Genomic DNA, 26126 nt, shown 5'->3' with positions numbered 1-26126 from the left:
GTTAGCCCTTCCTCTTAGTCGAATGACGCGACCGGATGATCATCTTGTCGGTCGACTTATTGTGACGGGTGCGAGCACCCTTGGTCGGCTTGCCCCAAGGCGTAACCGGATGACGGCCGCCCGAGGTCCGGCCTTCGCCACCGCCGTGCGGATGGTCGACCGGGTTCTTGGCGACGCCGCGGGTCAGCGGACGCTTGCCCATCCAGCGCGAACGCCCGGCCTTGCCGAGGTTCTGGTTCTGGTTGTCCGGGTTCGACACCGCACCGACCGTCGCCATGCACTCGCCACGGATGTAGCGCTGCTCGCCCGAGTTGAGGCGGACGATGACCATGCCGCGGTCACGACCGACGACCTGCACATAGGTGCCGGCCGAACGGGCGATCTGACCACCCTTGCCCGGCTTCATCTCCACGTTGTGGACGATGGTGCCGACGGGCACCTGGCCCAGCTCCATGGCGTTGCCCGGCTTGGTGTCGGTCTTCTTGGCCGCGAGGACCTTGTCGCCCGGCGCCAGCCGCTGCGGCGCGATGATGTAGGCCAGCTCTTCGTCGGCATACTTCACCAGCGCGATGAACGCGGTGCGGTTGGGGTCATATTCCAGACGCTCGACCGTGCCCTCGACGTCCCACTTGCGACGCTTGAAGTCGACGTAGCGATACTTCTGCTTGTGACCGCCGGCGATGCCGCGCGACGTCACATGACCCTTGTTATTGCGACCACCGGTCTTGCGCTTGCCTTCGGTAAGCGCCTTGACCGGCTTGCCCTTGTAGAGCGCGGATTTGTCGACGAGGATCAGGCCGCGGCGGGCCGGGCTCGTCGGGTTGTAATGCTTGAGTGCCATGACCCTTAGATCCCCGTCGTCACGTCGATGGACTGGCCGTCCTTCAGGGTGACAATGGCCTTCTTCATGTCCGAGCGCTGGTAAGGAGCGCCCTTCCACTTCTTGGTCTTGCCCTTCTGGACGATCGTGTTCACGCCGGTCACGGTGACGTCGAAGAGAGCCTCGACGGCAGCCTTGATCTCGGGCTTGGTCGCGTCGTTCGCGACCTTGAACACGACGGCGTTATGCTCGGAGAGCAAGGTCGCCTTTTCGGTGATGTGCGGCGCGACGATCACGTCATAGTGACGGTTGTCGACGGCCTTCTGCTGCTTAGCCATTGAAGCGAGCCTCCAGCTTCTCGACCGCCGCGCGGGTCAGCACCAGCGTGTCAGCCTTCAGGATGTCATAGACGTTGGCACCGGCGGACGGCAGCACGTTGATGCCGTGCAGGTTGCCCGCGGCGAGTGCGAAGCTCGTCTCGACGGCGTCGCCGTCGATGACCAGCGCCGACTTGCCGAAGCCGAGCTTGGCGAGATCGCCGACCAGCGTCTTGGTCTTGTTGTTCTCGACCGCGATGCTGTCCATGACGATCAGCGAGCCGGCCTTGGCGTGGCTCGAGAGGGCCATCTTCAGACCGAGGGCGCGAATCTTCTTGTTCAGACCGGGGTTGAAGTCACGGACGCGGGCGCCGTGAGCCTTACCACCGCCGATGAAGACGGGAGCGCGGCGATCGCCGTGACGGGCGGTACCGCCGCCCTTCTGGCGACCGAACTTCTTGCCGGTGCGCGCGACGTCTGCACGCTCGCGGGTGCCACGAGCCGTCTCGCGACGCTTCTCGAGCTGCCAGGTGACCACGCGGTGCAGGATGTCGGCGCGCGGATCGAGGCCGAAGACCTCGTCGTTGAGCTCGACGTCCGCCGCAGCGGTGCCGGCGAAGGATTGAACCTTGACCTTCACGTTCAGCCCTCCTGGCCGTCGGTAGCTTCCGGCGCGCTCGTCTCTGCGGGCGTGTCGGCTGCGGTGTTGCTGTTGGCAGCCTGCTTCAGGCTGGCGGGATAGGGAGCCTCGGCATGCGCCTTGACCTTGACCGCGTCCTTCACGAACAGCCAGCCGCCCTTCGAACCGGGCACCGAGCCCTTGACGAAGATGAGGCCGCGCTCGGCGTCGGTGCCGACGATCTCGAGGTTCTGCTGCGTGCGGTTGCGGTCGCCCATGTGGCCGGCCATCTTCTTGTTCTTGAAGACCTTGCCCGGATCCTGACGCTGACCGGTCGAACCGAGCGAACGGTGCGAGACCGAAACGCCGTGCGTCGCGCGCAGACCCTTGAAGTTCCAGCGTTTCATGCCGCCGGCGAAGCCCTTACCCTGGGTACGACCCTGGATATCGACCAGCTGACCGGCAACGAAGTGCTCGGCCGAGATTTCCGCACCGACGTCGAGGAGATTGTCCTCGCTGACACGGAATTCGGCGACGACCGCCTTGGGCTCGACCTCGGCCTTGCCGAAGTGGCCGCGCTGCGGCTTGGCGACATTCTTGGCTTTTGCGACGCCAGCACCGAGCTGAACGGCAGTGTAGCCATCACGATCTTGTTCGCGACGGGCAATGACCTGGAGGCCTTCGAGCTGCAGGACGGTGACCGGCACGTGGCGGCCATCATCCTGGAACAGGCGGGTCATACCCATTTTCTTCGCGATCACGCCAGTGCGCATGATCCATTACTCCATTACAGAGGCACGCCCGGGACCATTCCCGTACGTGCGTGCGGCACCTCGCTAAAGGTGCCATCCAGCCCGATTGTATGTACGTCGCCCCGTCCCGGGCTGGTCGCCCCCGTTGCCGGGAACATGACGGGAGACGCTGGCCCGGCAACCGAAGCGGCCGGCGGTATCTCGTGTCTGTCAGGTACTCCGCCGTGGCGAAGGTCCCGAACCGCTGCTCCGCCTGAGCGGAAAACAGCAAACCCGCGGGACTCACGTCGACCGCGGGATGCGGGCCATTACGCCAACTTGATCTCGACGTCAACGCCGGCAGCGAGGTCGAGCTTCATCAGCGCGTCCACGGTCTGCGGGGTCGGCTGCACGATGTCGAGCATGCGCTTGTAGGTGCGGACCTCGAACTGCTCGCGCGACTTCTTGTCGATGTGCGGACCGCGGTTGACGGTGAACTTCTCGATGCGGGTCGGAAGCGGAATCGGGCCGCGGATGAGCGCGCCGGTGCGGCGCGCGGTGTCGGCGATGTCGCCGGTCGCCTGGTCGAGCACACGATGATCGAACGCCTTGAGGCGAATGCGGATATTGCTGTCCATGATCCCTACCGATGCGAAGGAGCACGACCCCGGCCGTCTCCACCGCCGGTTGGCGGAGGACTCGTGCCGCTGGTGCTGGACCGGCGGGATGAGATCGGCTGCCCGTTATGACGGATGCAGCGCGACGACGAGAAAGAGCCGTAACTCAGTAAAACTTGGAGGAGCGCCCTTAAAGGAGCCCTCATTAAATAGCAACAGCCCGACACTCCTTTTTGGGAGTGCCGGGCCGCTGTTTTTCGATCGGGCCGGCGCCGTGGCGCCGGTCCGGGTATTACTTGGCGATTTCGCTCACGACGCCCGCGCCGACGGTACGACCGCCCTCACGGATGGTGAAGCGCTGGCCGACGTCCATAGCGATCGGCGCGATCAGCTTGATGCCGAGCGAAATGTTGTCGCCGGGCATGACCATCTCGGTGCCCTCGGGCAGCTCGACGGTGCCGGTCACGTCCGTCGTGCGGAAGTAGAACTGCGGACGATAGTTGGCGAAGAACGGCGTGTGACGGCCACCCTCTTCCTTCGACAGCACGTACACTTCCGACTGGAAGTCGGTGTGCGGCTTGATCGAGCCGGGCTTGCAGAGCACCTGGCCACGCTCGACTTCGTCGCGCGCAACACCGCGGATCAGCGCACCGACGTTGTCGCCGGCCTGGCCCTGGTCGAGCAGCTTGCGGAACATCTCGACGCCGGTGACGGTGGTCTTGCGGACGGTCGGGTGGATACCGACGATCTCGACTTCCTCACCGACCTTGACGATGCCGGTCTCGACGCGGCCCGTGACGACCGTACCGCGACCCGAGATCGAGAACACGTCCTCGATCGGCATCATGAACGGCTTGTCGAGCGGACGCTCCGGCTGCGGGATGTACTCGTCGACCTGCTTCATCAGCTCGAGCACGGCGTCCTTGCCGAACGTGTCGTTCGAACCCGACAGCGCGCAGGTCGCCGACCCCTTGATGATGGGGATGTCGTCGCCCGGGAATTCGTACGAGCTGAGCAGCTCGCGGATTTCCAGCTCGACCAGCTCGAGGATTTCCTCGTCGTCGACCAGATCGACCTTGTTCATGAACACGACCATCGCCGGCACGCCGACCTGACGGGCGAGCAGGATGTGCTCGCGGGTCTGCGGCATCGGGCCGTCGGTGGCCGACACGACCAGGATCGCGCCGTCCATCTGCGCGGCGCCGGTGATCATGTTCTTCACATAGTCGGCGTGGCCCGGGCAATCGACGTGCGCATAGTGGCGGTTCGGCGTCTCATACTCGACGTGCGCGGTCGAGATGGTGATGCCGCGCTCGCGCTCTTCCGGCGCCTTGTCGATGTTCGCGAAGTCGACGGCGGTGCCGCCGGTCGTCTCTGCCAGCACCTTGGTGATCGCGGCGGTCAGCGACGTCTTGCCATGGTCGACGTGGCCGATGGTACCGATGTTGAGATGCGGCTTGTTCCGCTCGAATTTTGCCTTAGCCATTTTCCTACCTTCTGATTCGAATTCGGTGCCGCCGGGGCCACGCGAACGCGGCCCTTTAGCGGTAGATGATTGGTAACGCCAGCCCCTGCCCGCAGCCTAAGTCCGGCGACCGCCGGCATCAGGCGCGGGTGGCAGGCCTTTCGGCATCCCGGGGCCAGGTCGCCCTGGCCCCGTGCGCCTCAGGCCATCTTCGCCTTGATCTCGTCGGCGACGTTGGTCGGGACCTCGTCGTAGTGCGAGAACTGCATGCTGTACTGCGCGCGGCCCTGAGTGAACGAGCGGAGCTGGTTCACGTAGCCGAACATGTTGGCCAGCGGCACCATCGCCTCGACCGTCTGCGCGTTGCCGCGGCTGTCGGTGCCCTGGATCTGGCCACGACGGCTGTTCATGTCGCCGATGACGTCGCCGAGATAATCCTCGGGGGTGACGACCTCGACCTTCATGATCGGCTCGAGCAACTTGATGCCGGCCTTCTGGGCCGCTTCGCGCATCGCGCCGCGCGCGCAGATCTCGAACGCCAGCGCCGACGAGTCGACGTCATGGTAGGCGCCGTCGTACAGATGGACCTCGAAGTCGATGATCGGGAAGCCGATCAGCGAACCCGTCTCGGCGGTCTCGCGCATGCCCTTCTCAACGGAGGGGATATACTCCTTCGGGATGTTGCCGCCCTTGACCTCGTCGAAGAACTGGAAGCCCGAGCCACGCTCGCCGGGGACGACCGTCAGCTTGACGCGACCGAACTGACCCGAACCACCCGACTGCTTCTTGTGGGTGTAGTCGATGTCGACCTTCTTCGCGAGATATTCGCGATAGGCCACCTGCGGCGCGCCGACGTTGGCCTCGACCTTGAACTCGCGCTTCATGCGGTCGACGAGGATCTCGAGGTGGAGCTCGCCCATCCCCTTGATGATCGTCTGGCCCGATTCGGCGTCCGACGAGACGCGGAACGACGGGTCCTCGCGCGCGAGACGATTGAGCGCGACGCCCATCTTCTCCTGGTCGGCCTTGGTCTTCGGCTCCACCGACAGCTCGATCACGGGCTCGGGGAATTCCATCCGCTCGAGGATAATCGGGGCGTTGATCGCGCAGAGCGTGTCACCGGTCGTGGTATCCTTGAGACCCGCCAGCGCGACGATGTCGCCGGCATAGGCCACCTGGATGTCCTCGCGGTCGTTCGCATGCATGAGCAGCATGCGGCCGACCTTTTCCTTCTTGTCCTTGACCGAGTTGGTCACCTGCGACGCCGCCTCGAGCTTGCCCGAGTAGATGCGCGCGAAGGTCAGCGTGCCGACGAACGGATCGTTCATGATCTTGAACGCCAGCGCCGAGAAGGGCGCGGTGTCGTCCGACGGACGCTCGTCCGGCGTCTCGCCGTCGAGCTTCACGCCCTTGATCGCCGGAACGTCGAGCGGCGACGGCAGATAGTCGACGACCGCATCGAGCAGCGGCTGCACGCCCTTGTTCTTGAACGCCGAGCCGCAGACGACCGGCACGAATGCCATGCCGAGCGTGCCCTTGCGGATCAGCATCTTGAGGTCGGCGACCGACGGCTCGTTGCCCTCGAGATACGCCTCCATCAGCGCATCGTCCTGCTCGACCGCCATCTCGATCAGCTCGCTGCGATACTTGGCGGCCTTCTCGGCCATGTCCGCAGGGATGTCCTGATATTCGAACTTCGCGCCCAGGCTCTCCTCGAGCCAGATGATCGCGCGGTTGTTCACGAGGTCGACGAGGCCCTTGAAGCCGCCTTCCATGCCGATCGGCAGGTACAGGACGGCCGGACGCGCACCGAGACGCTCGATGATCGAATCAACGCAGAAATAGAAATCGGCACCGGTGCGGTCGAGCTTGTTGACGAAGCACATGCGCGGCACGCCGTACTTGTCGGCCTGACGCCACACGGTTTCGGACTGCGGCTCGACGCCGGCGACGCCGTCGAAGCAGGCGACCGCACCGTCGAGCACGCGCAGCGAACGCTCGACCTCGATCGTGAAGTCGACGTGGCCCGGGGTATCGATGATGTTGATGCGGTGTTCCGCACCCTTGCCCTCGTCAGCCGACCAGAAGCACGTGGTCGCGGCGGACGTGATCGTGATCCCGCGCTCCTGCTCCTGCTCCATCCAGTCCATCGTCGCGGTGCCTTCGTGCACTTCGCCGATCTTGTAGGACTTGCCGGTGTAATAGAGGATGCGCTCGGTCGTGGTCGTCTTGCCGGCGTCGATGTGCGCCATGATGCCGATGTTGCGATAGCGATCGAGCGGATGGCTGCGGGCCATGATCGTGGTTTCCTTAGAGATGTGGGGAGCGCAGCTTCCGCCGGCTCCCCACGATATAGGTTAGAAGGTCGAGGCTTCCAAGCCTTACCAGCGGTAGTGGCTGAAGGCGCGGTTGGCTTCGGCCATACGGTGCGTGTCTTCGCGCTTCTTCACCGCGTTGCCGCGGTTGTTGGCGGCATCCATCAGCTCGCCCGACAGGCGCGCCGACATGGTGTTCTCGCTGCGCGCGCGGGCGGCGGCGATCAGCCAGCGGATGGCCAGCGCCTGGGCGCGCTCCGGACGGACCTCGACGGGGACCTGATAGGTCGCACCGCCGACGCGGCGCGAACGCACCTCGATGCCCGGCTTGATGTTGTTGAGCGCGTCATGGAACACGCCGATCGGCTCGCGCTTCGCGCGGCTTTCGACGGTTTCGAGCGCACCGTAGACGATCAGTTCCGCGACGGACTTCTTGCCGTCGAGCATGACCGAATTCATGAACTTCGAGAGAACCTCATCCCCGAACTTGGGATCAGGCAGGATGACCCGCTTTTCGGGACGACGACGACGTGCCATTTCAAAAACCTTTCTAACTTCAGCCTGGTGGATGATCCCGCAGAGGGGACATCCGGCTTACTTCGGACGCTTGGCGCCGTACTTGGAGCGGGACTGACGGCGATCCTTGACACCCTGCGTATCGAGCACGCCGCGCAGGACGTGGTAGCGGACGCCGGGAAGATCGCGCACACGGCCGCCGCGGATCAGGACCACCGAGTGCTCCTGAAGGTTGTGGCCTTCGCCCGGAATGTAGCTGATGACTTCGCGGCTGTTGGTCAGGCGGACCTTGGCCACCTTGCGCAGCGCCGAGTTCGGCTTCTTCGGGGTCGTCGTGTAGACGCGGGTGCAGACGCCGCGCTTCTGCGGGTTCTGCTCCATCGCAGGGACCTTCGACTTGGCCTTCTGCGGGTCGCGGCCCTTGCGGACCAGCTGGTTGATCGTCGGCATGAAGCCTTCACCTCGTATGTGGGTTACTTTGCTGGAGCCTTCACAGCACTTCGGAATACAAAAAGGGACGGATGGCGGCGCATGCACCACCCCGGCCCCACAACTTTGCATCCAGCAATGTTCAAGCATGTCCGACGGATCGCTCCGACGGACGGGGCGGGCCTATACGCAGAGTCGCGCCGCGGGTCAACGGGGCGCCCGTCCCCCGAGCGGGCCGCCTAGCGCCGCGCGGCGAGCGTCGCCAGCAACACCTTCTCGAATCGCGCCGGATCCTCGACCTGCGGCGAATGGCCAAGCCCGTCGAGCGGGACGAGCGTCGCATTGGGCATCTGCGTCACCGCCTTCTTGGCGACGATCGGAATCGCCTCGAGGAACTGGCGCAGGTTGGGCGGCGTCTGCGCCCGGCCGAAGGCGGTCCGGTCGAGCGTGCCGATGAGCAGCGTCGTCGGCGGCTTCAGACGGTACAGCTCGTGCGCGACCGGCTGCGTCTTGATCATCTCGCTGGTCTTTGCCTGGGCGAGCGCCACCGCGTCGCGCCCCGCCCCCTGATACATGCCCGCCAGCATCCACACCCAGCGATCGTAGGCCGGCTTCCAGGTGCCGTGATAGTAATTCTGCTGCTGATAGGCCTTGATCGACGCGTAGCTCGCCTTGCGCTCGCCCGCCCACAGCGTGTCGACGTCGACGTACGGCAACCCCTCCTCCGACCGGTCCTTGAGGCCGAGCGGATTGACCAGCACCAGCCGCTCGACCGCCTCCGGGTACAGGATGGCGAAGCGCATCGCGAGCATGCCGCCGAAGGAATGACCGACGATCGCCGCACGGCCGATGCCGCGCGCCTCCATCAGCCGGCGGGTGAAGGACGCGAGCATCTCGAAACTATATTGGGCGGCGCGCGGCTTGGCCGATTTGCAGAAGCCGATCTGGTCGGGAACGAGGACGCGATAGCCGGCATTGGCGAGCGCCCGCGCGCTGCTTTCCCACGTCGCGCCGCAGAAGTTCTTGCCGTGCAGCAGCACCACGCTGCGGCCGTTCGGCCGCGCCGGGGCGATGTCCATGAAGGCCATCGTCGCAGGCTGGCCGACGATGTCGAAGGTCATCGTCTGCACCGGCCAGGGATAAGTGAAGCGTTCGAGATTGGGGCCGAGCTCGGGCACCGCGACCGGATCGGCGGCGATTCCGACCGCAGGCAGACATGCGAGCGCCAGTGCCGCACCCGTCGCCATGATCTTCGCCAACCGTCGTCTCCCGTGCCTGTTTCGTTACTGCCCCATAATGAGAACGCTACCGCCCGTCACCCGTGCGATGACGATCGCACAGGACCGTCTTGCCCTTTTTTTCGCAAGGCGGTAGAGGCCGCGGCGCTGCAGGAGTGTAGCTCAGTTGGTAGAGCATCGGTCTCCAAAACCGAGGGCCCACGGTTCGAGTCCGTGCACTCCTGCCAGTCCCGCCCGCGACGCGCCGGCCGGACCTTGACCGAACGCAATGAATTTTTTGTCATATTGGCGGTGACGCCGACATTCGGCCTGCTATAAAGCGGGCATGGATGAGGCTACTCGATTTACGCTGGTTTATGCCATTATCGGCGTGTTGCTGCTGATCGGCATACCGACGCTGATCGTATATTTGCGCAAGCGCAAGCGCGAGAAGCTGCGCCGGCGCGGGATCAAGACCTACGGTCATTGAGTTGCGCCGCGGGCGCGTCGGCGCGGCGCCTCCCGGCGGACTTGCCTTTACCGGCCCGCGCGGCTATCTGCGCAGGCCATCCGACAGCTGAGGACGGGCCACGCCGGTTCCCCACATGAGGGAAGCGGCAGCGGCCTTATGTCTTCAGCGACACGGATTTTCGTGATTCCAGCGGGTTTTGAGAAAAAACAGTGGCGAAGACGACCCCCATCGAATTCATCCGTCAGGTGCAGGCCGAGACCAAGAAGGTCGTCTGGCCGACCCGGCGCGAGACGATCATGACGGGCGTGATGGTGGTCATCATGACCACGATCCTCGCGCTGTTCTTCCTGGGCGTCGACACGTTCTTCAACGCGGTCGTCCAGGCGCTGCTCAAGCTCGCGAAGTAAGGGTTTTCCAATGGCGCGCTGGTACATCATTCACGCCTATTCGGGCTTCGAGGGCAAGGTCCGCGACGCGATCATGGCCGAAGCGACGCGGCTCGGGCTCGAGCAGCTCGTCGAGCAGATCGAGGTGCCGACCGAGACGGTGACCGAGGCCCGCCGCGGCAAGAAGATCGCGGTCGAGCGCAAGTTCATGCCCGGCTACGTCCTCGCCAAGCTCAACATGAACGACGACGTCTACCATCTCGTCAAGAACACGCCCAAGGTGACCGGCTTCCTCGGCAGCATGGGCAAGCCGCAGGCGATCAGCGAGGCCGAGGCCGCGCGCATGCTCAACAGCAAGGAAGAGGCCGCCGCGGCGCCGAAGACCAAGGTCAAGGTCGATTACGAGATCGGCGATGCGGTCAAGGTGCTCGAAGGGCCGTTCGCGAGCTTCAACGGCATCGTCGAGGAACTCGATTTCGACAAGTCGAAGGTCAAGGTGTCGGTGTCGATCTTCGGTCGCGCCACCCCGGTCGAACTCGACTTCGAACAGGTCGAACGCTCGAAGTAATCGCGACCAGTGTCGCGGTACGAAGGGCCGGAGCGGCGACGCTCCGGCCCTTGTCGTATCCGGCTCAGGCAGCCGCGCAGGCGAAAGCGTCCGCGCCCGCATCCCCCGCGACGGCGCGCAGGTCGGCGATCAGGGCGTCGACGCGCGCCGGATCGGCATCCCAGGCGAACATGAACCGCGCGCCGCCGCCGATGAAGGTGTAGAAGCGCCACCCGCGCGCGCGCAGGCCGTCGAGCACCGTGTCGGGCGCGGTGAGGAAAACGGCATTCGCCTCGACCGGGAACATCAGGTCGACGCCGGGCAAATCGGCAACCGCCGCCGCGAGCCGGGTGGCGCAGGCGTTGCCGTGGCGGGCGTTGCTCAGCCAGGCGCCGCTTTCCAGCAGGCCGACCCAGGGCGCCGACAGGAAGCGCATCTTCGAGGCGAGCTGCCCCGCCTGTTTGCAGCGATAGTCGAAATCCTGCGCGAGCGCGGGATCGAAGAACAGCACCGCCTCGCCGACCGCCATGCCGTTCTTGGTGCCGCCGAAGCACAATACGTCGACGCCGGCGCGCCAGGTGATGTCCGCCGGGCTGCATCCCAAGGTCGCGCAGGCATGCGCGAAGCGCGCGCCGTCCATGTGCAGCCGCAGGCCGAGTTCGCGGCACACCGCCGACAGCGCCTGCACCTCGGCGACGGTATGGACCTGCCCCGTCTCGGTCGGCTGGGTGATCGTCACGACGCGCGGCTTGGGGAAATGGATATCGGCGCGCCCGGTGGCGAGCTTGCGGATCGCCTGCGGATCGAGCTTGCCGCTCTCGGTAGGCGCGACGAGCAGTTTCGAGCCGTTCGAGAAGAATTCGGGCGCGCCGCATTCGTCGGTTTCGACATGCGCCTGCGCCGAGCAGATCACGCTATGATAGGATTGGCAGAGCGAGGCGAGCGCGAGCGAATTGGCGGCGGTGCCGTTGAAGGCGAAGAACACCTCGCATTCGGTCTCGAACAGGTCGCGGAAGGCGTCGGAGGCGCGCTGCGTCCAGTCGTCGTCGCCGTAGGCGCTGGCGGAGCCGCGATTCGCACGGTCCATCGCCTGCCACGCCTCTGGGCAGATTCCGGCATAATTGTCGCTGGCGAATTGCTGGGCGTCGGTCACGTCGCTGTCCTTGTTCCGGTTCGATGCACCAGAGACGAAGCGACGTGTGGCGTGATCCCGTTGGTTGCCGGTCCGGCCACATCCCTCCATCTGCATGGAGGCACCACCTTGCTCGGGAGCAGGTTGGTGTCGGGCGTCGTCCCGACTCTTGATGCTGCCGCGCCCTTAGCGGCCATGGCGTATACGATCAAGAGGGTGACGAAGCGTGTCTCGACGGGGCCGGTGCGGCGTCCGGCTTGCCGCGGGTGCGACATCTGCCTAAGCCTGCGTAATACCAATTGGATACCGGAGGCACAGGATGACGCGGCGCAAGGGCGGAATCGGCGTATATGCGGCAGTGGCGGCCACGCTGGCGGGGTTCGCCGCTGCGGCGGGCGCGGCCGAACCGGCGACGCTGCCGGCGATCTTCCCCGCGCCCGCGTCGATCACGCTCGGCGACGGCGCGGTGGCGCTCGGTGATTCGGTGGTGCTGGTGGTCGCACCCGGGACGCAGGGCGAGACGGTCGCGCTGGTCCGCGGCATCCTGACCGCCGCCGGGGTGACGACGATCGCCAGTGCGCGTGCGGTGCCGAAGACGCTCGACCGGACCTATGTCGTGCTCGGCACCGGCGACGCCGGCGTGATCCGCGACGCGCTCGCGCGCAGCGGCACGACGCTCGACGGCCATGCCGAAGGCTATACGATCGCCAGTCTCGCTCGCGATAAGGGCAGCCTGATCGCGCTCGCCGGCCAGGACGCCGACGGCCTGTTCCACGCCGCCCAGACCTTCCGCCAGCTCGCGCGGCGGCAGACGCTGCCCGCATTGGTGATCCGGGATCATCCGGCGATGCCGATCCGCGGCACGATCGAGGGCTTCTACGGCGCGCCGTGGACGATGGCGGACCGCACCAAGCATCTCGCCTTCCTCGCCAGCGTCAAGGCGAACACCTATGTCTACAGCCCCAAGGACGATCCGTTCGCGCGGGCGCGCTGGCGCGAACCCTATCCCGCCGCGACGCTGAACGAGCTCGGTACGCTGGCGGCGACGGCGCGGCGCAACCACGTCGACTTCGTCTATGCGATCTCGCCCGGCCCCACCGTCTGCTTCTCCGATCCCGCCGACGCCAGGGCGCTGAAGCGCAAGTTCGACGCATTGCGCGCGATCGGCATCGACAGTTTCTACGTCGCGCTCGACGACATCGAATATACCAAGTGGAATTGCGAACGCGACACCGCCGCCTTCGGGCCGTCCGGCGCGCAGGCGGCAGGCGTCGCCCAGTCGCAATTGCTCAATACGGTGCAGAAGGACCTGACCGCCAAGGACCCCAAGGCGCGGCCGCTGATCATGGTGCCGACCGAATATTACGACGCCAAGGAAACGCCGTACAAGGCGGCGCTGCGCCAGCACCTCGATCCGCGCATCGTCGTGCAATGGACCGGCACCGACGTGGTGCCGCCCGCGATCTCGATCCCCGACGCCAAGGCGGCGACCAAGGCGTTCGGCCGCAAGACGCTGCTGTGGGACAATTATCCGGTCAACGATTACGCCCAGACCACCGGCCGGCTGCTGCTCGCGCCCTATGACCGGCGCGAGGCGGGGCTATCGGGCGAGCTGACCGGCATCCTGTCCAACCCGATGAACCAGGAGGCGCCGAGTCGCGTCGCGGTGACCGGCGTCGCCGCCTTCGCGTGGAACGACCGGGATTACGACCCGACGCTGACCTGGCATGCCGCGGCGCGTGAACTGGCCGGCGGCGACGCGCAGGCCACCGCCGCGCTGCTGCTGTTCTTCGACACGCAGCATATGGCGCCGACCTTCGGCAGCCAGCCGTGGCAGCCGCAGGCGCCGCAGCTCAAGGCGCTGCTCGACGACCTGCGCGAGACGCTGGCCGAGGGCGACGCGGCGGCGCGGCAGGCGGCGATCGCCGATCTCGCGCAGCGCGCCGACGCACTGGCGGGGGCGTCGGACATCATCCGCTCGGGCACGGTCGATCCCGCCTTCGCCGCGCAGGCGCGGCCGTGGCTCGATGCCTTGCAGCGCTGGGGCCGCGCGTTGCAGCTGACCGCCGCGGGACTCGATGCGGCGAATCGCGGCAGCGGCGCCGCAATGCGCTATTTCGCCGATGCCAAGCGGCTGGCGGCCGAGGCGGCAGCGATCCCGTCGATCCCCGGCGCGACCCGGTTCGACGGCCCGATCAAGATCGCCGACGGCGTGCTCGACCGGTTCGTCGCGGACGCGCCGGCGCTGATTGCGACGCCGCCGGCGAACGCCGCCGCCGACTGACCTGTTCGCCGCCCCGGATCGTGCTATCGTAACGGTCCGGGAGCGAACATGGAGGCTGACATGGCTGTGCTATGGTCCCTGTTGCTCGCGGGGTCGGCGGTGCCGGCGGTGCCCGCGCGATTCACCGCATTGCCCGCGGGCGAGCGGTTGCAGCGGCTCGACGATTTCCGCGATGCGCTGCCCGCCGGCGAGCGGCGGCGACTCGACCGCGCCTTGCCGCGATCGGCGGGCGGCGGCATCGCGCGCTGCGACCATATCGACCGGAGTCGCGCGTCCTGCGAATCGGCGGCCTATCTGCCGGCGCTGCGCACGACCGGTCTGCTGCCGCGCTTCCTGGCGACGCTGCGAAAGCCGGGCGACAGGGCGTCCGGGCGCTAGCGCAGCAACGCCGCGCGGAACTCCGCGAGCGTGCACAGGCCGGCGACGCCACGCGCCTTGCAGCCGGGGATCGGCAGCACCGCGACATAGGGCGCCGCAAGCGGTGCGGCGCTGCGGATCTGATCGAGCGTCTGCGATCGGAAGAGTGCGCGTACGTATCGGTCCCCGGCGGCATCGCGCAGCCGTTCGAAGATGATCGCGCCGCCCGGCGACGGATCGTCGGCGGCGAGGCCCGGGACGCGCCAATGCAGGTCGAGCAGCCCGCCGAGGCTGGCGATATTGGTGTCGTGGCCGGAGATCATCGTCACCGCCGCGGCCCCGTCGTCGCCGAGCGACTCGGCGATCAGCGGCGCGAGCAGCGCGAGATTGGCCTTGGCGACGTAGCGCGGACGCGCGAGCAGCCGGAATTCGGCGCTGTGCAGCTCGGACAGCCGGCCGATGTCGGCCGGCGTGGCGCGGCCCCAGCCGACGTCGGTCATGGCTTTGCCGTCGGCATATTCGAGCAGGAGAATTTGGGCCGCGGTCGAGGCGCGATCGAGCGCACCGGTAAGCTTGGGGCGCTTGCCGGGTCGTGCGGGGGCGAGGCCGGTCGGCGTGGCGGCGATGCCGCACCCGGGCGTGGGCTTGCCGCAGAGGATGACGTCGAGCCGCGTCAAGAGCGGGGCGAGGCGGCGTTCCTCGGCGGCGATGCCGGCGGGACCGGCGGCGGCGAGCACCGCGGCCCGCGCCTCCTCCGCGTCGAACGGCACCGCACCTTCGTCGATCGGTGAGAACAGCGGGTCGGCGACGTCCTGTGGCTTGTGCTCGGGCGCCGACGGACAACCGGGAGCCAGATCGGCGGCATAGGTGCGTGCGGTCTCGATCGTCCGTTGGTCGCTGTCGGCGACGATTCGGAGGCGCGCGCAGCCCCGGCGCAGCAGCAGGCCGGCGGCGGTCCAGGTGGTGCGGTCGTAGCGGGCGACTTGGACCAGCGCGGCGCGGCCGTGCGGCGTGAGATAGCCGGGTGCGACCGGCCATTGCGGCCATGCGTCGCGCGCACTGCCCGCGGGCAGCGGCGGCGACTTGGTCGGCGGGCGGACGCCGTGGCGCATCAGCAGCACGACGCGGTCGAGCGTGAGGCCGGCCGGAGCGGCAGGCTCGCGTGCCGCGACGGGAGTGGCCATACCGGCGACCAGCGTGGCGATGAGCAGGCGTTTCATGTCTTGTCCTCTCCTGAGGCAGCGATCGCCACCCGTCGGGTGCTGCACCTGTCGCAGCACCTTCCCTCGTCGCCTAGAAGTGCAGCTGGGCGCCCCAGCGGAAGCTGTAGCCATAGCGTTCGCGCTCGACCAATTGCGGCTTCGATCCGATATAGCGACGCCACGCCGCATCGGTGAGGTTGAGCGCCTGACCGAAGAAGGTGAGCTGCGGCGTCACTTCATAGCTGAGGTTGACGTCGAGCTGGCCGTTGCTGTCGGTATATTGGTCGGTCGCCGCACTGGTGCCGATCGTATCGAGGTAGGGCGAGCGATAGGAGTAAGCGGCGCGAATCGCGACGCCGTATTTCTCGTAGAAGATTTGCGCGGTGCCGACGTTGCGCGACTGGAGGAACAACGGCAGGTCGCCGGTGCGCGGCGGCTGGCCGGGAACGGTGCCGCTGCCATGACCGGTGATATGCGCGTAATTGACCGCGAAGCCGAAGCCGTCGAGCGCACCGGGCAGGAAGGTGAAGCGGACCTGCGCGTTCGCCTCGATCCCCTGCACCTCGGCCTTGTCGAGATTGAGCGGCTGGACGACGTTGACGCCGGTCAACGCTTGGCCGGCATAGGTGCCTGACTGGCTGATCCGCGTGCCCGTGTAGATCGGATCGTCGATATGTTTGTAGAAATAGCCGACCGACAGAAGCCCCTGCCCCGGCAAATAATATTCGACCGCGCCGTCGAGATTGACCGCCTTGTAGGGCTTGAGGCCGGGATTGCCGAGCGTGACCGTCGTCGGCGAGGTGGTCGTGTCGACCGCGACATAGGGCGACAGGTCGGGGTAGTTCGGACGGCCGATCGCGGTGGTCGCGGCACCGCGGACGATCAGGCCGTTCGCCGCCTCCCATTTGGCGTTGAGGCCCGGAAAGACGTCGGTGTAGCTCTTGCGGCCGAAGGCGTTGTAATCGGCGTTCAGCGCCGAGGCGGCGGTGATCAGCTTGCCCTTGGTCCGGTCGCGGGTGTTCTCGACGCGGACGCCGGGCACCAGCGTCAGCGTGCCGAGATGAAGCGTCGCCATCGCATACACCGCCGCGATGCTCTCGCGCACGTCATAGTCGTTGGCGAGACTGTTGGTGCGGCTCGACCCGACGTTGACCGCGATCGTGCCGGGATTGGCGGCGAGGAACGCCTGCGCACGATCGTAGCCGACCCGCACCGGAAAGGGATAGGCACCGTCGTAGAAGCTGGTGTCGCCGAGATAGGAGACGTTGGCGAGCGTGAAGCTGCGGCCGGTGGTGAGACCGTAATTGAGCACGTCGCGCGCATTGGTCTTGTTGCGGTCGAGATATTTCGCACCGATTTTGATGCTGCTGTCGCTGCCGAGGCTCAGCGGCACGGTGAGGTCGGCGCGCCCCTGCCACAAGGTTTCCACCGCATTGCGCGTCTCGTAATTGACGCTGTTGAAGCCATAGGCGCTCTGGTTGGCGTTGGGCTGCACCGTCGGCGTGAAGACATAGGGCGTGTCGGACACGTCGTAATTGACGGTCAGCGCGCTGCCGCCGGTCCGGAAACTATATTCGGAACGCAGCGGGTCGCGCTTCTGCGCGCGGGTCCAGCCGCCGGCGAGATCGAGCGTCGCGTCGCCACCGAACGCGAAGCTGCCGCCGCCCTGCACCGACTTGGTGTTGTCCGTCTCCTGCCGGCGGCGGACGCGGACGCTGCCGCGACCGCGGAAGGTGCCGGTGGTCGCGGTCTGATTGGTGAAGGCAGACTGGTTGTCGATGATGAACTGGTCGCGCGTCTCATTGTCGTCGAACCGCGACAGCGTGCCGCGCAGGAACAGCTTGACCGCGTCGCTCGGCCGCCAGTCGAGATTGAGGACGACGCCCTTGCGGGTCCGGGTCAGATTGTAATCGCGCAGGCCGAGCTGGTCCGGCAGAACGTAGCTCTGGTTGGCGCCGGTCGACGATGCCGGCACTCGCCAGCTCGTCGAGCCCTGGAAATTCTCCGATTCGATCGGCCGCTTCGAATAATTGACCGACAGCACCGCGCCGAACTGCCCGTCCGGGCCGAACAGGCCGCCGACCTGCGCGTCGCCCTCCCACGGATGGCCGCCGTTGAGGTGATAGGCGCCATATTGGATGCGCGCATCGGCGAAGAGCGGCTTGTTGCGGTCGAACGCGGTCAGCGTGCGGATGTTGACCTCGCCGCCGATCGCATTGGCGTCCTGATCCGCGGTCAGCGACTTGGTGACGACGATCGAGTTGATCAGCGCCGAAGGGATGTCGTCGAGCTTGACCTGACGGCCGTCGGGTTCGGGCGCCGGCAACGTCAGGCCGTTGAGCACGACGTTGACGAGATTGGGGTTGATGCCGCGGATGATGACATAGCGGCCTTCGCCCTGATCGTTGGCGACCGACAGTCCGGGCAGGCGGCGTACCGCCTCGGCGACGTTCTGGTCGGGCAGTTTGCCGACATCGTTGGCGTAGAGCGCTTCGACGAAATTGTCGGCGCGGCGCTTGGTCTCGATCGCCTTCTTCTCGCCCTGCGCGGTGCCGACGACGACGATATCGGCATCGGTCTGCACGTCGACCTGCGCCGCTTCCTGCGCGGTCGCGGTGTCGTGCGCCGCATCGCTGCTCTGCGCCGCCGCCGGCACCGCGAACAGGCCGAGCGCGGACACGCCCGCCATCAGTGCAACAGTCTTCATCACCACATCCCCCACGCGCTCCTGGGGAGCACCCAAGCGGGCGGGCTAGGCAGGCCGAATGACAGAATGGCGGCATTTGCATAACCGTTCTGTTACGTTGCCGGTCTGCAACAGCACGTGTCCGAACACCCGCGATCCGTCTTGGAATTCAGACAGGGAACCTTGGGCTCATGCCGCGCCATCCGCCGTCGCGGTGCGGAGCGTCAGGATGGCGACCGCGCCCATGCCCCGGCCCTCGCTCTCCAGCCGCAGCGTGCCGCCCATCGCGGTCATCGAATTGGCGCACCAGTGCAGGCCGAGGCCACCGGATTTGTGTTCGCGGGTCGAGAAGCCGCGCTGGAATACGGTCGCACCGGTGGCGGCGTCGAAGCCTTCGCCGTCGTCGCGGATGTGGACGGTCACCACGTCGCCCGACTGGTGGATCGACACGCCGATGCTGCCGCTGTCGCTGCCGGTGGCGGCGACCGCCTCGGCGGCATTGCCGAGCAGATTGCCGATCACCTGGCTGAGGATGACGCGATTGGCGCGCACGTAATACGACCCGGCGGGGAAACTGAACGCGATCGAGGCGGCATCGGCATAGCGCGCGATCGCGGCGTTGCGCGCGACGATGTCGCTGAGGTCGCAGCGTTCGAGATGCGGGCGGTCGTGCGCCTGCTGCTGCTGCTGGCCGATGATCTCGAGCACGTGCGCCATCGCCTCGCGGCCGACACGCAGCTCGCCGCGCATCGTCTCGCGCCCGGCGACCTCGGCGGCGAAGGCAGCGGTGACGAAGGTCGCGAGCCGCGCGCGGCGTTCGGGCGGAAGCGTCTCGAGCGCGAGCTCGGCGAGTGCGCGCTCGACGGTGGCGCGATCGATCGGCGGCGGCTGGGCGATGCCCTGGGTCAGGATGGTGCTGATCGGGGTGAGCGCGTTGCGGACGTTGTGCATCACCGCGACCGCGCTCTCGCTGCGACCGAGGGCGAAGCTCTGCACCTCGATCTGCTCGCGCAGGTCCTTGAGCTGCGCGAGCATCGCGTTGAGGCTGCGGCCGAGCGACCCGAATTCGTCGCGGCGGCGATCGCCCTCGAACAAGGCGATCGCTCCGGAGGCGCGGACGCGCTGCATGTGACGCTCGACACGCTGCAACGGCGCCAGCACCAGCCGGGCGATCACCCGGCGCAGCACGAGAAGCACGATCAGCAGCAGCAAGGTCGAACCGGCGACCGCCAACAGCAGCATGCGCCGGCCGAGCAGGGTCGCGTCGCGGGTGACGTCGAAGCGCGCGGTGGCGATCGCGCGGCCATCGGGCGCACGGATCGGCACGGCGATCGTCATCCGCCCGCGGGCCGATGCGACATGGCCGCTGGCATCCGCGGCGGGACCGATCCGGGCGTCGAGCCGCAACAAATCGGACAGCTGGCGCGCGGTCAACACGCGCGCCATCAGCACATAGCCGCGCGGATCGCCGCTGCCGTCGGACCGGCGCACCCGCGCGACGCCGATCGCGGCGATGTCGGGGCCGACGCGCGCGTAGAAATGCGCCGACGCGCCTTTGCCGAGGATGCGGGCGAGATCCGCATCGGCGGCGACCTGCGCCAACGCCGCCTGCAGCGCGCGGTGCGTCGCCCCCGAGGACGCATCGCGCCAGCGCGCGACGCGGACGCCGCCGTCAGCCGAGACATAGGCGATGCCCTGCACCCCGAGATCGCGCAGCGCACGTCGCGAGACGCCGTCGCGCTCGAATGCGGCGGCCGCGGGCGACGCCGGCGGCGGCGTCGCCATATAGTCGTAGCCCTGCGTCCAATCGCCATAGTCCCGGACCGCGGTTTCGACCTTGGCGGCATAATCGGCGAGCGCCGCACGGGTTCGGTCGACGTGCCCCTGTACGGCCTTGGCCTCCAAAGCGTCGAAGCTCGGCGTGATGATCCCGGCGAGCAGCACGGTGATGCCGAGCGCACCGATGACGCCGACCAAGGTGAGGATCAGCACCAATTTGGCGCCGAGCGACATCGCCCGCCCCGGTCGCGCGCGCCAGGACCACGCCGCGAGCGCGGGAAGGCGCATCAGCCGTTGGTTCCGGTATCCGCCCGGTCGCCTGGCGTACCGCCGATCACCCGCCGCTCGGCAAGCGCGATCGCATGGTCGGCGGCGACCGGCGGCGAGAAGAAGAAGCCCTGCAGGTGGCTGGTGCCGGCGAGACGCAGCGCCTGCACCTGTGCCGGCGTCTCGACGCCCTCGGCGATCACCTCCAGCCCCAGCGCCCGGCCGAGATGGATGATCGAATGGACGATCGCCGCGCTCTCGCGCTCGCGCCCCATGCCGTCGATGAAGCTGCGATCGATCTTGAGGCTGTCGAGCGCGAATTTGCGAATGTTGTAGAGCGAGGAATAGCCGGTGCCGAAATCGTCGAGCGCGATGCGGAAGCCCATCTGGCGGAGGCGATAGAGCGTCTCGGCGGCGCGCTCGGCATCGTCGAAGATCGCGGTTTCGGTGATCTCGATCTGGACGCGGCCGGGCAGCACGCCGGCGCGCTGGACGCTCTCCATGACATGGCCGACGAAATTGTGACGGCGGAACTGGCGCGGCGAGAAATTGACCGAGACATATTGGCCGGGGAAGCGCTGCACCGTCTTCAGCGCCTCGTCGAGAATCCAGTCGCCGAGATCGTGGATGACGTTCGATTCCTCGGCGATCGGGATGAAGATCGCCGGGCTGATCGGCCCATATTCCTCGGTGTTCCAGCGTACCAGCGCCTCGAAGCCGATCACCTCGAGGTCGCCGCGGCCGACGATCGGCTGATAGACGAGGCTGAGTTCGCCGCGACCGATCGCGGCGGCGAGCCCCTGTTCCACACGGCGGCGGAACCGGATGCCCTCGTCCATGCTCTCGTCGAACAGGCGGGTGACGCTGCGGCCGGCGCGCTTGGCGTCGTTGAGCGCGAGATCGGCGCGGCGCAGCGCGTCGATCGGGTCGCAGCCGCTGCCCTCGACGACGACGACCCCGGCGGAGGCGCCGCTCTGCACCGAATTGCCGAACACCTGATGCGTGCCCGCGCAGGCGGCGACGATGCGGTCGCACGCCATCACCGCGGCGTCCTCGCCGGCGGCGTCGAACAGCACGCCGAATTCGTCGCCGCCGAGCCGCGCGACGACCGCGCCTGCGGGCGCATGCGCCTGAAGGATGGCGTAGACGTCGCGGATCAGCGCGTCGCCGGCGAGATGACCGAGCGTATCGTTGACGATCTTGAACCGGTCGAGATCGAACATCGCGGTCGCGAACAGGCCGGGGCGGCGGGCGCGATCGCCGAGCGCGCGCAGGAAGGCGAGCCGGTTGGGCGCATCGGTGAGCGAATCGTGCGTCGCCATGTGCAGCGCGCGGCTCTCGTTGGCGGCGAGTTCGGCGGCCTGTTCCTCGAGCTGGACGATCTGCTGCGCGAGCTGCACGCGCGCCGCGGCGAGTTCGCGGTCCACCTCCCAGCGGCGGGCCAGCGCGGTCGCGGTCTGGATGATCTCGGCGACCTCGAACGGTTTTGCGATGTAGAAGATCTTGTCGACGGGACCGGCGACCTTGCTGATCTCGATCGGCGAGAAGTCCGAAAAGCCGGTGACGATGCACAGGTTGATCTCGGGATCGATCGCGCGGATGCGGCGCGCGGTCTCGCGCCCGTCGATGCCGGGGGGCATGCGGATGTCGATGAAGGCGACGGCATACGGCGTCCCGGCGGCCTGCGCCGCCTCGACCGCGGCGACCGCCTCATGCCCCTGATGGCAGAGGGTAAGCTCGAACGGCTCGGCTTCGTCGGGATCGCGCGCGGCATCGGCACCGAACAAATCCACCGCCATCACGCCGAGCGCATCCTCTTCCGCCCCGCGCTGGCGGACGAAGCTGCGGACGTAACTGTCGTGCATCGCCGGCTCGTCGTCAACGACGAGCAGGCGCCGGGGTGACAGGCGTTCGGATGCAGCGGCAGTCATCGACACGAACTTCCCTCTCCTCATTGGCGGAGAGGTAAGCAAATACGGTTAAAGGGCCGTGAACGACTTCAATTGCTGTTCGAGTGCCTGACCGCCAAGCACGATCGCGCCGAGCGGCCCCGCATTGCCGCCGAGCGCCGGCGGGACGACGAACGAAGGCTCGGCGATTTCGGGCAGAGCGATATAGCCGGCGAGGCTCTTGACCATCGCGGCGCGGATGCGCGGGAAGAGATGGTCGTTGCCGACCATCACGCCGCCGCCCATGACGATCCGCCGCGGCACGCCGGTGAGCACCAGCGTGTGGCAGAGCTGCGCGAGGACATGGGCGACCGGTTCCCAGACGGGATCGTCGGCGGCGATGTCCTCGCCCTTCTTGCCGCCACGCGCGCCGATCGCGGGGCCGGCAGCGAGCCCCTCCAGACACCCGCCGTGGAACGGGCAGATGCCGATCCAGTCGTCGCCGGTCAGCCGGTCGGGGCGGATATGGCCCAATTCGCTGTGGGTGAGGCCGTCGACCGGCACGCCGCCGGCGATCAGACCGACGCCGATGCCGGTGCCCACCGTCACATAGGCGACATCACGCAGCCCCTCGGCAGCGCCCCAGCGCGCCTCGGCCAGCGCAGCGCCGACGACATCGGTATGGAAACCGGTCGGCACCTCGTAGCGCGCGGCGAGCCGCTTGGCGACGTCGGTGCCTGCCCAATGCGGCTTGGGGGTCGAGGTGACATGGCCGTAATCGGCGGCATGCCGGTCGATCGAGATCGGCCCGAAGCTGGCGATGCCGAGCGCGTCGAACTTGCCCCAGCCGTCGAGGACATGCTCGATCCCCGCCAGCGTCTCCTCGGGCCGGGTGGTCGGCAATTGGACGCGATCCTCGATCGCATCCGGCCCGCGCGCCAGCAGGCAGACGATCTTGGTCCCACCCAATTCGATACCGGCTACCAGAGGGGGGACGCTGACCACGATCGTTTCTCCTTTGGACGCGGGCGTTAGCCGAGAACGGCGGATTAGGCGAGAGTCAGCGCAAGCGGCGCAAGGGGCCGTCCGATTAGCCCGCTGACCATCGCCGCCTGGATGCGATCCGCCGGCCAGCGACCCGATAATGGCCCGACCAGCCGGTCGCGCACGAACGGCAGGATGCGGCTGTCGGACTGGTAGACCGGGGTGAACAGCGCGGTCAGCGACTGGTAGAGGCGGACATGGCGCCGACGCATCGCCACCGCCGCCGCCAGTCCCGTGCCGACATCCGCCCCGCGCAGGCCGATGGCAAGTGCATGCGCATCGAGCAGCGCCATATTGGCGCCCTGACCCAATTGCGGACTCGCCGAATGCCAGGCGTCGCCGATGTGGATCAACGCCGTTTCCGCCGGCCGCGGGAGCGTGCGGTGCGCATATCGGGCGAAGGTGAGCTGCGCGGGATCATCGATCTGGTCGAGAAGTGGGGTCGTCGCGGGCCATAATTCTCGTACGCCATCCTTCCACGCATCCAGCCCGGCCGCCCGCCACTCCGCGACCCGGTCGGCGTGGATCGACCAGAAAAATGCGGCTTGCTCCTGCTCGGCACCGGGCGGACGACCGATCGGCAGGACGCCCGCCATCGTGCTGGCGCGACGATACCGCTGTTCGAGCGCATCGGGCGCGAACCCCTCGACCCGGCGCAGACTTGCCCAGAGCGCGCCATAACGGAGCGCGCGGCCACACGGCGGCGCGAGCGGCGTCCGCGTGCCGAGTGCGTCGACGATCAGGTCGAACCTCTCCGAGTTACGGCCATCGGCAAAGGTCAGACGGCGGCGATCGCCGCTTACGAGTTCGCTGCCGACGATCATGCGTCCGGTTTCGAGCGGGATGCCAGCCGCAACCACCGCCTCGTGCAGGATAGCGAACAGCGTCGCCCGATGCACGCCGAAGCCACACAGACCCGACTGCGCGAGGGTGGCATAGCCGACGTCGAGCACGACGCGACCGTTGGCCGTGCCGAACAAGCGCTCGATCCGTGCACTCCGGGCGATCAGCGCGTCAGCAAGTCCGAGGCCGCGCAGGACAGCGAGACCGGTCGGCTGGATCATCAGACCCGATCCGATCGGCGCCGGCGCATCGAAGCGTTCGAAGACGGTGACGCGATGGCCATCGCGCGCGAGCAGCAGCGCCGCGGCAAGCCCCGCCGGCCCACAGCCGGCGACCGCGATGTCGCGGGGCGCGGCTATTCCACCGTCACCGATTTGGCGAGGTTGCGCGGCTGGTCGACGTCCGTCCCCTTCGCCACCGCGACGTGATAGGCGAGCAACTGCACCGGCACCGCATAGACGAGCGGGGCGATCAGCGGATGCACCTTCGGCATCGTGATGGTCGCGACGCAATTCTCGCCCGCCGCCTGGATGCCGTCGTAATCGCTGATAAGCACGACCTTGCCGCCGCGCGCCTGCACCTCCTGCATGTTGCTCACCGTCTTGTCGAACAGCGGGCCGGAGGGGGCGATGACGATCACCGGGACGTTCTCGTCGATCAGTGCGATCGGGCCGTGCTTCATCTCGCCGGCGGCATAGCCTTCGGCGTGGATGTAGCTGATCTCCTTGAGCTTGAGCGCGCCCTCCAGCGCCAGCGGATAATCGGTGCCGCGGCCGAGATAGAGGACGTCGCGCGCGCCGGCGACGACGCCCGCCATCGCCTGGATCGCCTCGTCATAGGCGAGCGCGCCGTTGAGCGCGGCCGGCGCCTCTGCGAGATGGCGGACGATGTCGCGCTCCTCGCCGGGCTTGAGCTTGCCCTTGGCACGGGCGAGGTTGGCGGCGAGCGCGGCAAGCACCGCGAGCTGGCAGGTGAACGCCTTGGTGCTGGCGACGCCGATCTCCGGTCCGGCATGCGTCGGGAGCAGCAGGTCGGCCTCGCGCGCCATGGAACTGGTCGGCACGTTGACGACGACCGCGATCGTCTGCGCCTCGGAGCGCGCGTGGCGCAGCGCGGCGAGCGTATCGGCGGTCTCGCCCGACTGGCTGATGAACAGCGCGAGCCCGCCCGGCTCCATCACCGGCGCGCGGTAGCGAAATTCGGATGCGACATCGAGGTCGACGGGGACGCGCGCGAATTGCTCGAACCAATATTTGGCGACCATGCCGGCATAGAAACTGGTGCCGCAGGCGACGATGGTGACGCGCTTGATGCTCGACAGGTCGAATTCGGGGATCGGCAGCGTGACGCGCTCCTCCATCCGCTGCAGGTACGAGCGCAGCGTCTGGGCGACGACGATCGGCTGCTCGTAGATCTCCTTCAGCATGTAATGGCGGTGATTGCCCTTGCTGATCAGCTCGCCCGTGACGCCGGAGATGGTGATCGCGCGCTCGACCGGATGGTTGTCGCGATCATAGACCTGCGCGCCCTCCGCGGTGCAGACGACCCAGTCGCCCTCGTCGAGATAGGCAATGCGCTGGGTCAGCGGCGCGAGCGCGAGCGCGTCGGAGCCGAGATAGGTCTCGCCGTCGCCATGACCGACGACGAGCGGCGAGCCGAGCCGCGCGCCGATCAGCAATTCGGGATGCTTGCGGAACAGGATGGCGAGCGCGAAGGCGCCGTGCAGGCGCGGCAGCACCTCGCGCACCGCGCCGACCGGGTCGATCCCCGCCTCGACCTTCTCGCTGATCAGATGCGCGACGACCTCGGTATCCGTCTCGCTGGTGAAGACGCGGCCCCGCGCGATCAGCTCGTCGCGGAGCGGCTTGAAATTCTCGATGATGCCGTTGTGGACGACCGCGACCTCCTCGGTCGCATGCGGATGCGCGTTGTTGGTGGTCGGCCCGCCATGCGTCGCCCAGCGGGTGTGCGCGATGCCGGTGGTGCCGGGCAGCGGATGCGCGGCCAGCTCGCGCGCGAGGTTGACGAGCTTGCCCGAGGCGCGCCGGCGCTCGATCCCGCCGTCATGATCGGTGGCGATGCCGGCCGAGTCATACCCGCGATATTCGAGCCGCTTGAGCCCGTCGAGCAGGCGATCCGCGACGTCTTCCGCGCCGACGATTCCAACGATTCCACACATGATCGGGGTCTGC

General features: G+C 67.3%; 23 protein-coding genes, 1 tRNA gene and 1 riboswitch. Of the genes, 6 read left to right on the top strand and 18 right to left on the bottom strand.

What is annotated here, in order from left to right; genetic code table 11:
* Window position 1 precedes the first annotated feature (1 nt).
* From rplB to AC07U4_RS12035, 10 genes are all read right to left on the bottom strand, one after another.
* Complete coding sequence (gene rplB, locus AC07U4_RS12080) at window positions 2-841, bottom strand: 50S ribosomal protein L2 (RefSeq protein WP_037534170.1); 840 nt, start codon at window positions 839-841, stop codon at window positions 2-4.
* A 5-nt stretch (window positions 842-846) separates the two neighbouring features.
* Entirely contained in the window at window positions 847-1158 is a 312-nt protein-coding gene (locus tag AC07U4_RS12075) for a 50S ribosomal protein L23 (RefSeq protein ID WP_038663397.1), read from the bottom strand.
* Window positions 1151-1777 carry a 50S ribosomal protein L4 gene (gene rplD / locus AC07U4_RS12070; protein ID WP_038663400.1) on the bottom strand — a complete coding sequence of 209 codons (627 nt, stop codon included), beginning with the start codon at window positions 1775-1777 and terminating at the stop codon, window positions 1151-1153. The genes AC07U4_RS12075 and rplD overlap by 8 nt, the downstream gene beginning before the upstream one ends.
* A gap of 2 nt (window positions 1778-1779) precedes the next feature.
* Complete coding sequence (rplC, locus tag AC07U4_RS12065; protein WP_038663403.1) at window positions 1780-2529, bottom strand: 50S ribosomal protein L3; 750 nt, start codon at window positions 2527-2529, stop codon at window positions 1780-1782.
* 287 nt (window positions 2530-2816) lie between these two features.
* Entirely contained in the window at window positions 2817-3125 is a 309-nt protein-coding gene (gene rpsJ, locus AC07U4_RS12060; protein WP_007406109.1) for a 30S ribosomal protein S10, read from the bottom strand.
* 271 nt (window positions 3126-3396) lie between these two features.
* A complete protein-coding gene (gene tuf, locus AC07U4_RS12055; RefSeq protein WP_038663408.1) occupies window positions 3397-4590 on the bottom strand; it encodes an elongation factor Tu in 1194 nt (397 codons plus the stop codon).
* Window positions 4591-4769: 179 nt separating this feature from the next.
* Window positions 4770-6866 (bottom strand): elongation factor G, encoded by a 2097-nt coding sequence (gene fusA, locus AC07U4_RS12050; protein WP_038663410.1) that lies wholly within the window; start codon window positions 6864-6866, stop codon window positions 4770-4772.
* Window positions 6867-6950: 84 nt separating this feature from the next.
* On the bottom strand, window positions 6951-7421 hold the full coding sequence (gene rpsG / locus AC07U4_RS12045; protein ID WP_037534182.1) for a 30S ribosomal protein S7: 471 nt from the start codon (window positions 7419-7421) through the stop codon (window positions 6951-6953).
* A 57-nt stretch (window positions 7422-7478) separates the two neighbouring features.
* Window positions 7479-7850, bottom strand: coding sequence for a 30S ribosomal protein S12 (gene rpsL / locus AC07U4_RS12040; protein WP_010185487.1), 372 nt, complete (start codon window positions 7848-7850; stop codon window positions 7479-7481).
* Between the two features lie 218 nt (window positions 7851-8068).
* Window positions 8069-9088, bottom strand: a complete 1020-nt coding sequence (locus tag AC07U4_RS12035) for an alpha/beta fold hydrolase (protein WP_245640716.1) — start codon at window positions 9086-9088, stop codon at window positions 8069-8071.
* A 130-nt stretch (window positions 9089-9218) separates the two neighbouring features.
* On the opposite strand from AC07U4_RS12035, the gene AC07U4_RS12030 reads away from it, so the two are divergent.
* The 4 genes from AC07U4_RS12030 (at window position 9219) to nusG (ending at window position 10472) form a co-directional block, all read left to right on the top strand.
* Window positions 9219-9294: transfer RNA gene (locus tag AC07U4_RS12030), tRNA-Trp, on the top strand.
* 98 nt (window positions 9295-9392) lie between these two features.
* Entirely contained in the window at window positions 9393-9536 is a 144-nt protein-coding gene (locus tag AC07U4_RS12025; RefSeq protein ID WP_137898699.1) for an LPXTG cell wall anchor domain-containing protein, read from the top strand.
* Window positions 9537-9727: 191 nt separating this feature from the next.
* Window positions 9728-9925 carry a preprotein translocase subunit SecE gene (gene secE / locus AC07U4_RS12020; protein ID WP_017979500.1) on the top strand — a complete coding sequence of 66 codons (198 nt, stop codon included), beginning with the start codon at window positions 9728-9730 and terminating at the stop codon, window positions 9923-9925.
* A gap of 10 nt (window positions 9926-9935) precedes the next feature.
* A complete protein-coding gene (gene nusG, locus AC07U4_RS12015) occupies window positions 9936-10472 on the top strand; it encodes a transcription termination/antitermination protein NusG (RefSeq protein WP_037534189.1) in 537 nt (178 codons plus the stop codon).
* A gap of 64 nt (window positions 10473-10536) precedes the next feature.
* On the opposite strand, the gene AC07U4_RS12010 is transcribed toward nusG, so the two are convergent.
* A complete protein-coding gene (locus tag AC07U4_RS12010) occupies window positions 10537-11604 on the bottom strand; it encodes a threonine aldolase family protein (protein ID WP_495195553.1) in 1068 nt (355 codons plus the stop codon).
* Between the two features lie 50 nt (window positions 11605-11654).
* Window positions 11655-11764: riboswitch (SAM-I-IV-variant riboswitch) on the bottom strand.
* A 138-nt stretch (window positions 11765-11902) separates the two neighbouring features.
* On the opposite strand from AC07U4_RS12010, the gene AC07U4_RS12005 reads away from it, so the two are divergent.
* Together AC07U4_RS12005 and AC07U4_RS12000 are read left to right on the top strand one after the other, a co-directional pair.
* Window positions 11903-13867 (top strand): glycoside hydrolase family 84 protein, encoded by a 1965-nt coding sequence (locus AC07U4_RS12005; protein WP_495195552.1) that lies wholly within the window; start codon window positions 11903-11905, stop codon window positions 13865-13867.
* A 60-nt stretch (window positions 13868-13927) separates the two neighbouring features.
* The gene (locus tag AC07U4_RS12000) at window positions 13928-14245 is read left to right on the top strand and encodes a hypothetical protein (RefSeq protein WP_495195551.1); all 318 of its coding nucleotides are present in this window, start codon (window positions 13928-13930) and stop codon (window positions 14243-14245) included.
* Here the strand turns inward: AC07U4_RS12000 and AC07U4_RS11995 are convergent.
* The 7 genes from AC07U4_RS11995 to glmS all read right to left on the bottom strand — a co-directional run bounded on the left by AC07U4_RS11995 (window position 14242) and on the right by glmS (window position 26113).
* Window positions 14242-15444 (bottom strand): histidine-type phosphatase, encoded by a 1203-nt coding sequence (locus AC07U4_RS11995; RefSeq protein ID WP_495195550.1) that lies wholly within the window; start codon window positions 15442-15444, stop codon window positions 14242-14244. The two genes, AC07U4_RS12000 and AC07U4_RS11995, sit on opposite strands and share 4 nt — an antisense overlap.
* A gap of 73 nt (window positions 15445-15517) precedes the next feature.
* Window positions 15518-18133: a TonB-dependent receptor gene (locus AC07U4_RS11990; RefSeq protein ID WP_495195549.1), complete on the bottom strand. Its 2616-nt coding sequence runs from the start codon at window positions 18131-18133 to the stop codon at window positions 15518-15520.
* 168 nt (window positions 18134-18301) lie between these two features.
* A complete protein-coding gene (locus AC07U4_RS11985; RefSeq protein ID WP_495195548.1) occupies window positions 18302-20179 on the bottom strand; it encodes an ATP-binding protein in 1878 nt (625 codons plus the stop codon).
* Window positions 20179-22089 (bottom strand): putative bifunctional diguanylate cyclase/phosphodiesterase, encoded by a 1911-nt coding sequence (locus AC07U4_RS11980; protein ID WP_495179306.1) that lies wholly within the window; start codon window positions 22087-22089, stop codon window positions 20179-20181. The genes AC07U4_RS11985 and AC07U4_RS11980 overlap by 1 nt, the downstream gene beginning before the upstream one ends.
* A gap of 48 nt (window positions 22090-22137) precedes the next feature.
* Window positions 22138-23052: an ROK family protein gene (locus AC07U4_RS11975; RefSeq protein WP_495195547.1), complete on the bottom strand. Its 915-nt coding sequence runs from the start codon at window positions 23050-23052 to the stop codon at window positions 22138-22140.
* Between the two features lie 44 nt (window positions 23053-23096).
* Window positions 23097-24275 carry an FAD-dependent oxidoreductase gene (locus AC07U4_RS11970; RefSeq protein WP_495195865.1) on the bottom strand — a complete coding sequence of 393 codons (1179 nt, stop codon included), beginning with the start codon at window positions 24273-24275 and terminating at the stop codon, window positions 23097-23099.
* Window positions 24276-24289: 14 nt separating this feature from the next.
* A complete protein-coding gene (glmS, locus tag AC07U4_RS11965) occupies window positions 24290-26113 on the bottom strand; it encodes a glutamine--fructose-6-phosphate transaminase (isomerizing) (protein ID WP_495195546.1) in 1824 nt (607 codons plus the stop codon).
* Between the last annotated feature and the right edge of the window lie 13 nt (window positions 26114-26126).

The organism is Sphingomonas sp. GW821-FHT02B09 (assembly GCF_059421875.1).
This window is presented reverse-complemented; position numbering and strand designations above follow the sequence as displayed.

Coding starts and splice junctions, on each gene's coding strand:
- fusA (WP_038663410.1), bottom strand. CDS start 6,866: ATGGCCCGCAGCCATCCGCTCGATCGCTATCGCAACATCGGCATCATG.
- nusG (WP_037534189.1), top strand. CDS start 9,936: ATGGCGCGCTGGTACATCATTCACGCCTATTCGGGCTTCGAGGGCAAG.
- AC07U4_RS12000 (WP_495195551.1), top strand. CDS start 13,928: ATGGCTGTGCTATGGTCCCTGTTGCTCGCGGGGTCGGCGGTGCCGGCG.
- glmS (WP_495195546.1), bottom strand. CDS start 26,113: ATGTGTGGAATCGTTGGAATCGTCGGCGCGGAAGACGTCGCGGATCGC.
- AC07U4_RS12025 (WP_137898699.1), top strand. CDS start 9,393: ATGGATGAGGCTACTCGATTTACGCTGGTTTATGCCATTATCGGCGTG.
- AC07U4_RS12075 (WP_038663397.1), bottom strand. CDS start 1,158: ATGGCTAAGCAGCAGAAGGCCGTCGACAACCGTCACTATGACGTGATC.
- AC07U4_RS11985 (WP_495195548.1), bottom strand. CDS start 20,179: ATGCGCCTTCCCGCGCTCGCGGCGTGGTCCTGGCGCGCGCGACCGGGG.
- AC07U4_RS12005 (WP_495195552.1), top strand. CDS start 11,903: ATGACGCGGCGCAAGGGCGGAATCGGCGTATATGCGGCAGTGGCGGCC.
- AC07U4_RS11980 (WP_495179306.1), bottom strand. CDS start 22,089: ATGACTGCCGCTGCATCCGAACGCCTGTCACCCCGGCGCCTGCTCGTC.
- rplB (WP_037534170.1), bottom strand. CDS start 841: ATGGCACTCAAGCATTACAACCCGACGAGCCCGGCCCGCCGCGGCCTG.
- rpsJ (WP_007406109.1), bottom strand. CDS start 3,125: ATGGACAGCAATATCCGCATTCGCCTCAAGGCGTTCGATCATCGTGTG.
- rpsG (WP_037534182.1), bottom strand. CDS start 7,421: ATGGCACGTCGTCGTCGTCCCGAAAAGCGGGTCATCCTGCCTGATCCC.
- AC07U4_RS11995 (WP_495195550.1), bottom strand. CDS start 15,444: ATGAAACGCCTGCTCATCGCCACGCTGGTCGCCGGTATGGCCACTCCC.
- AC07U4_RS11990 (WP_495195549.1), bottom strand. CDS start 18,133: ATGAAGACTGTTGCACTGATGGCGGGCGTGTCCGCGCTCGGCCTGTTC.
- tuf (WP_038663408.1), bottom strand. CDS start 4,590: ATGGCTAAGGCAAAATTCGAGCGGAACAAGCCGCATCTCAACATCGGT.
- rpsL (WP_010185487.1), bottom strand. CDS start 7,850: ATGCCGACGATCAACCAGCTGGTCCGCAAGGGCCGCGACCCGCAGAAG.
- rplC (WP_038663403.1), bottom strand. CDS start 2,529: ATGCGCACTGGCGTGATCGCGAAGAAAATGGGTATGACCCGCCTGTTC.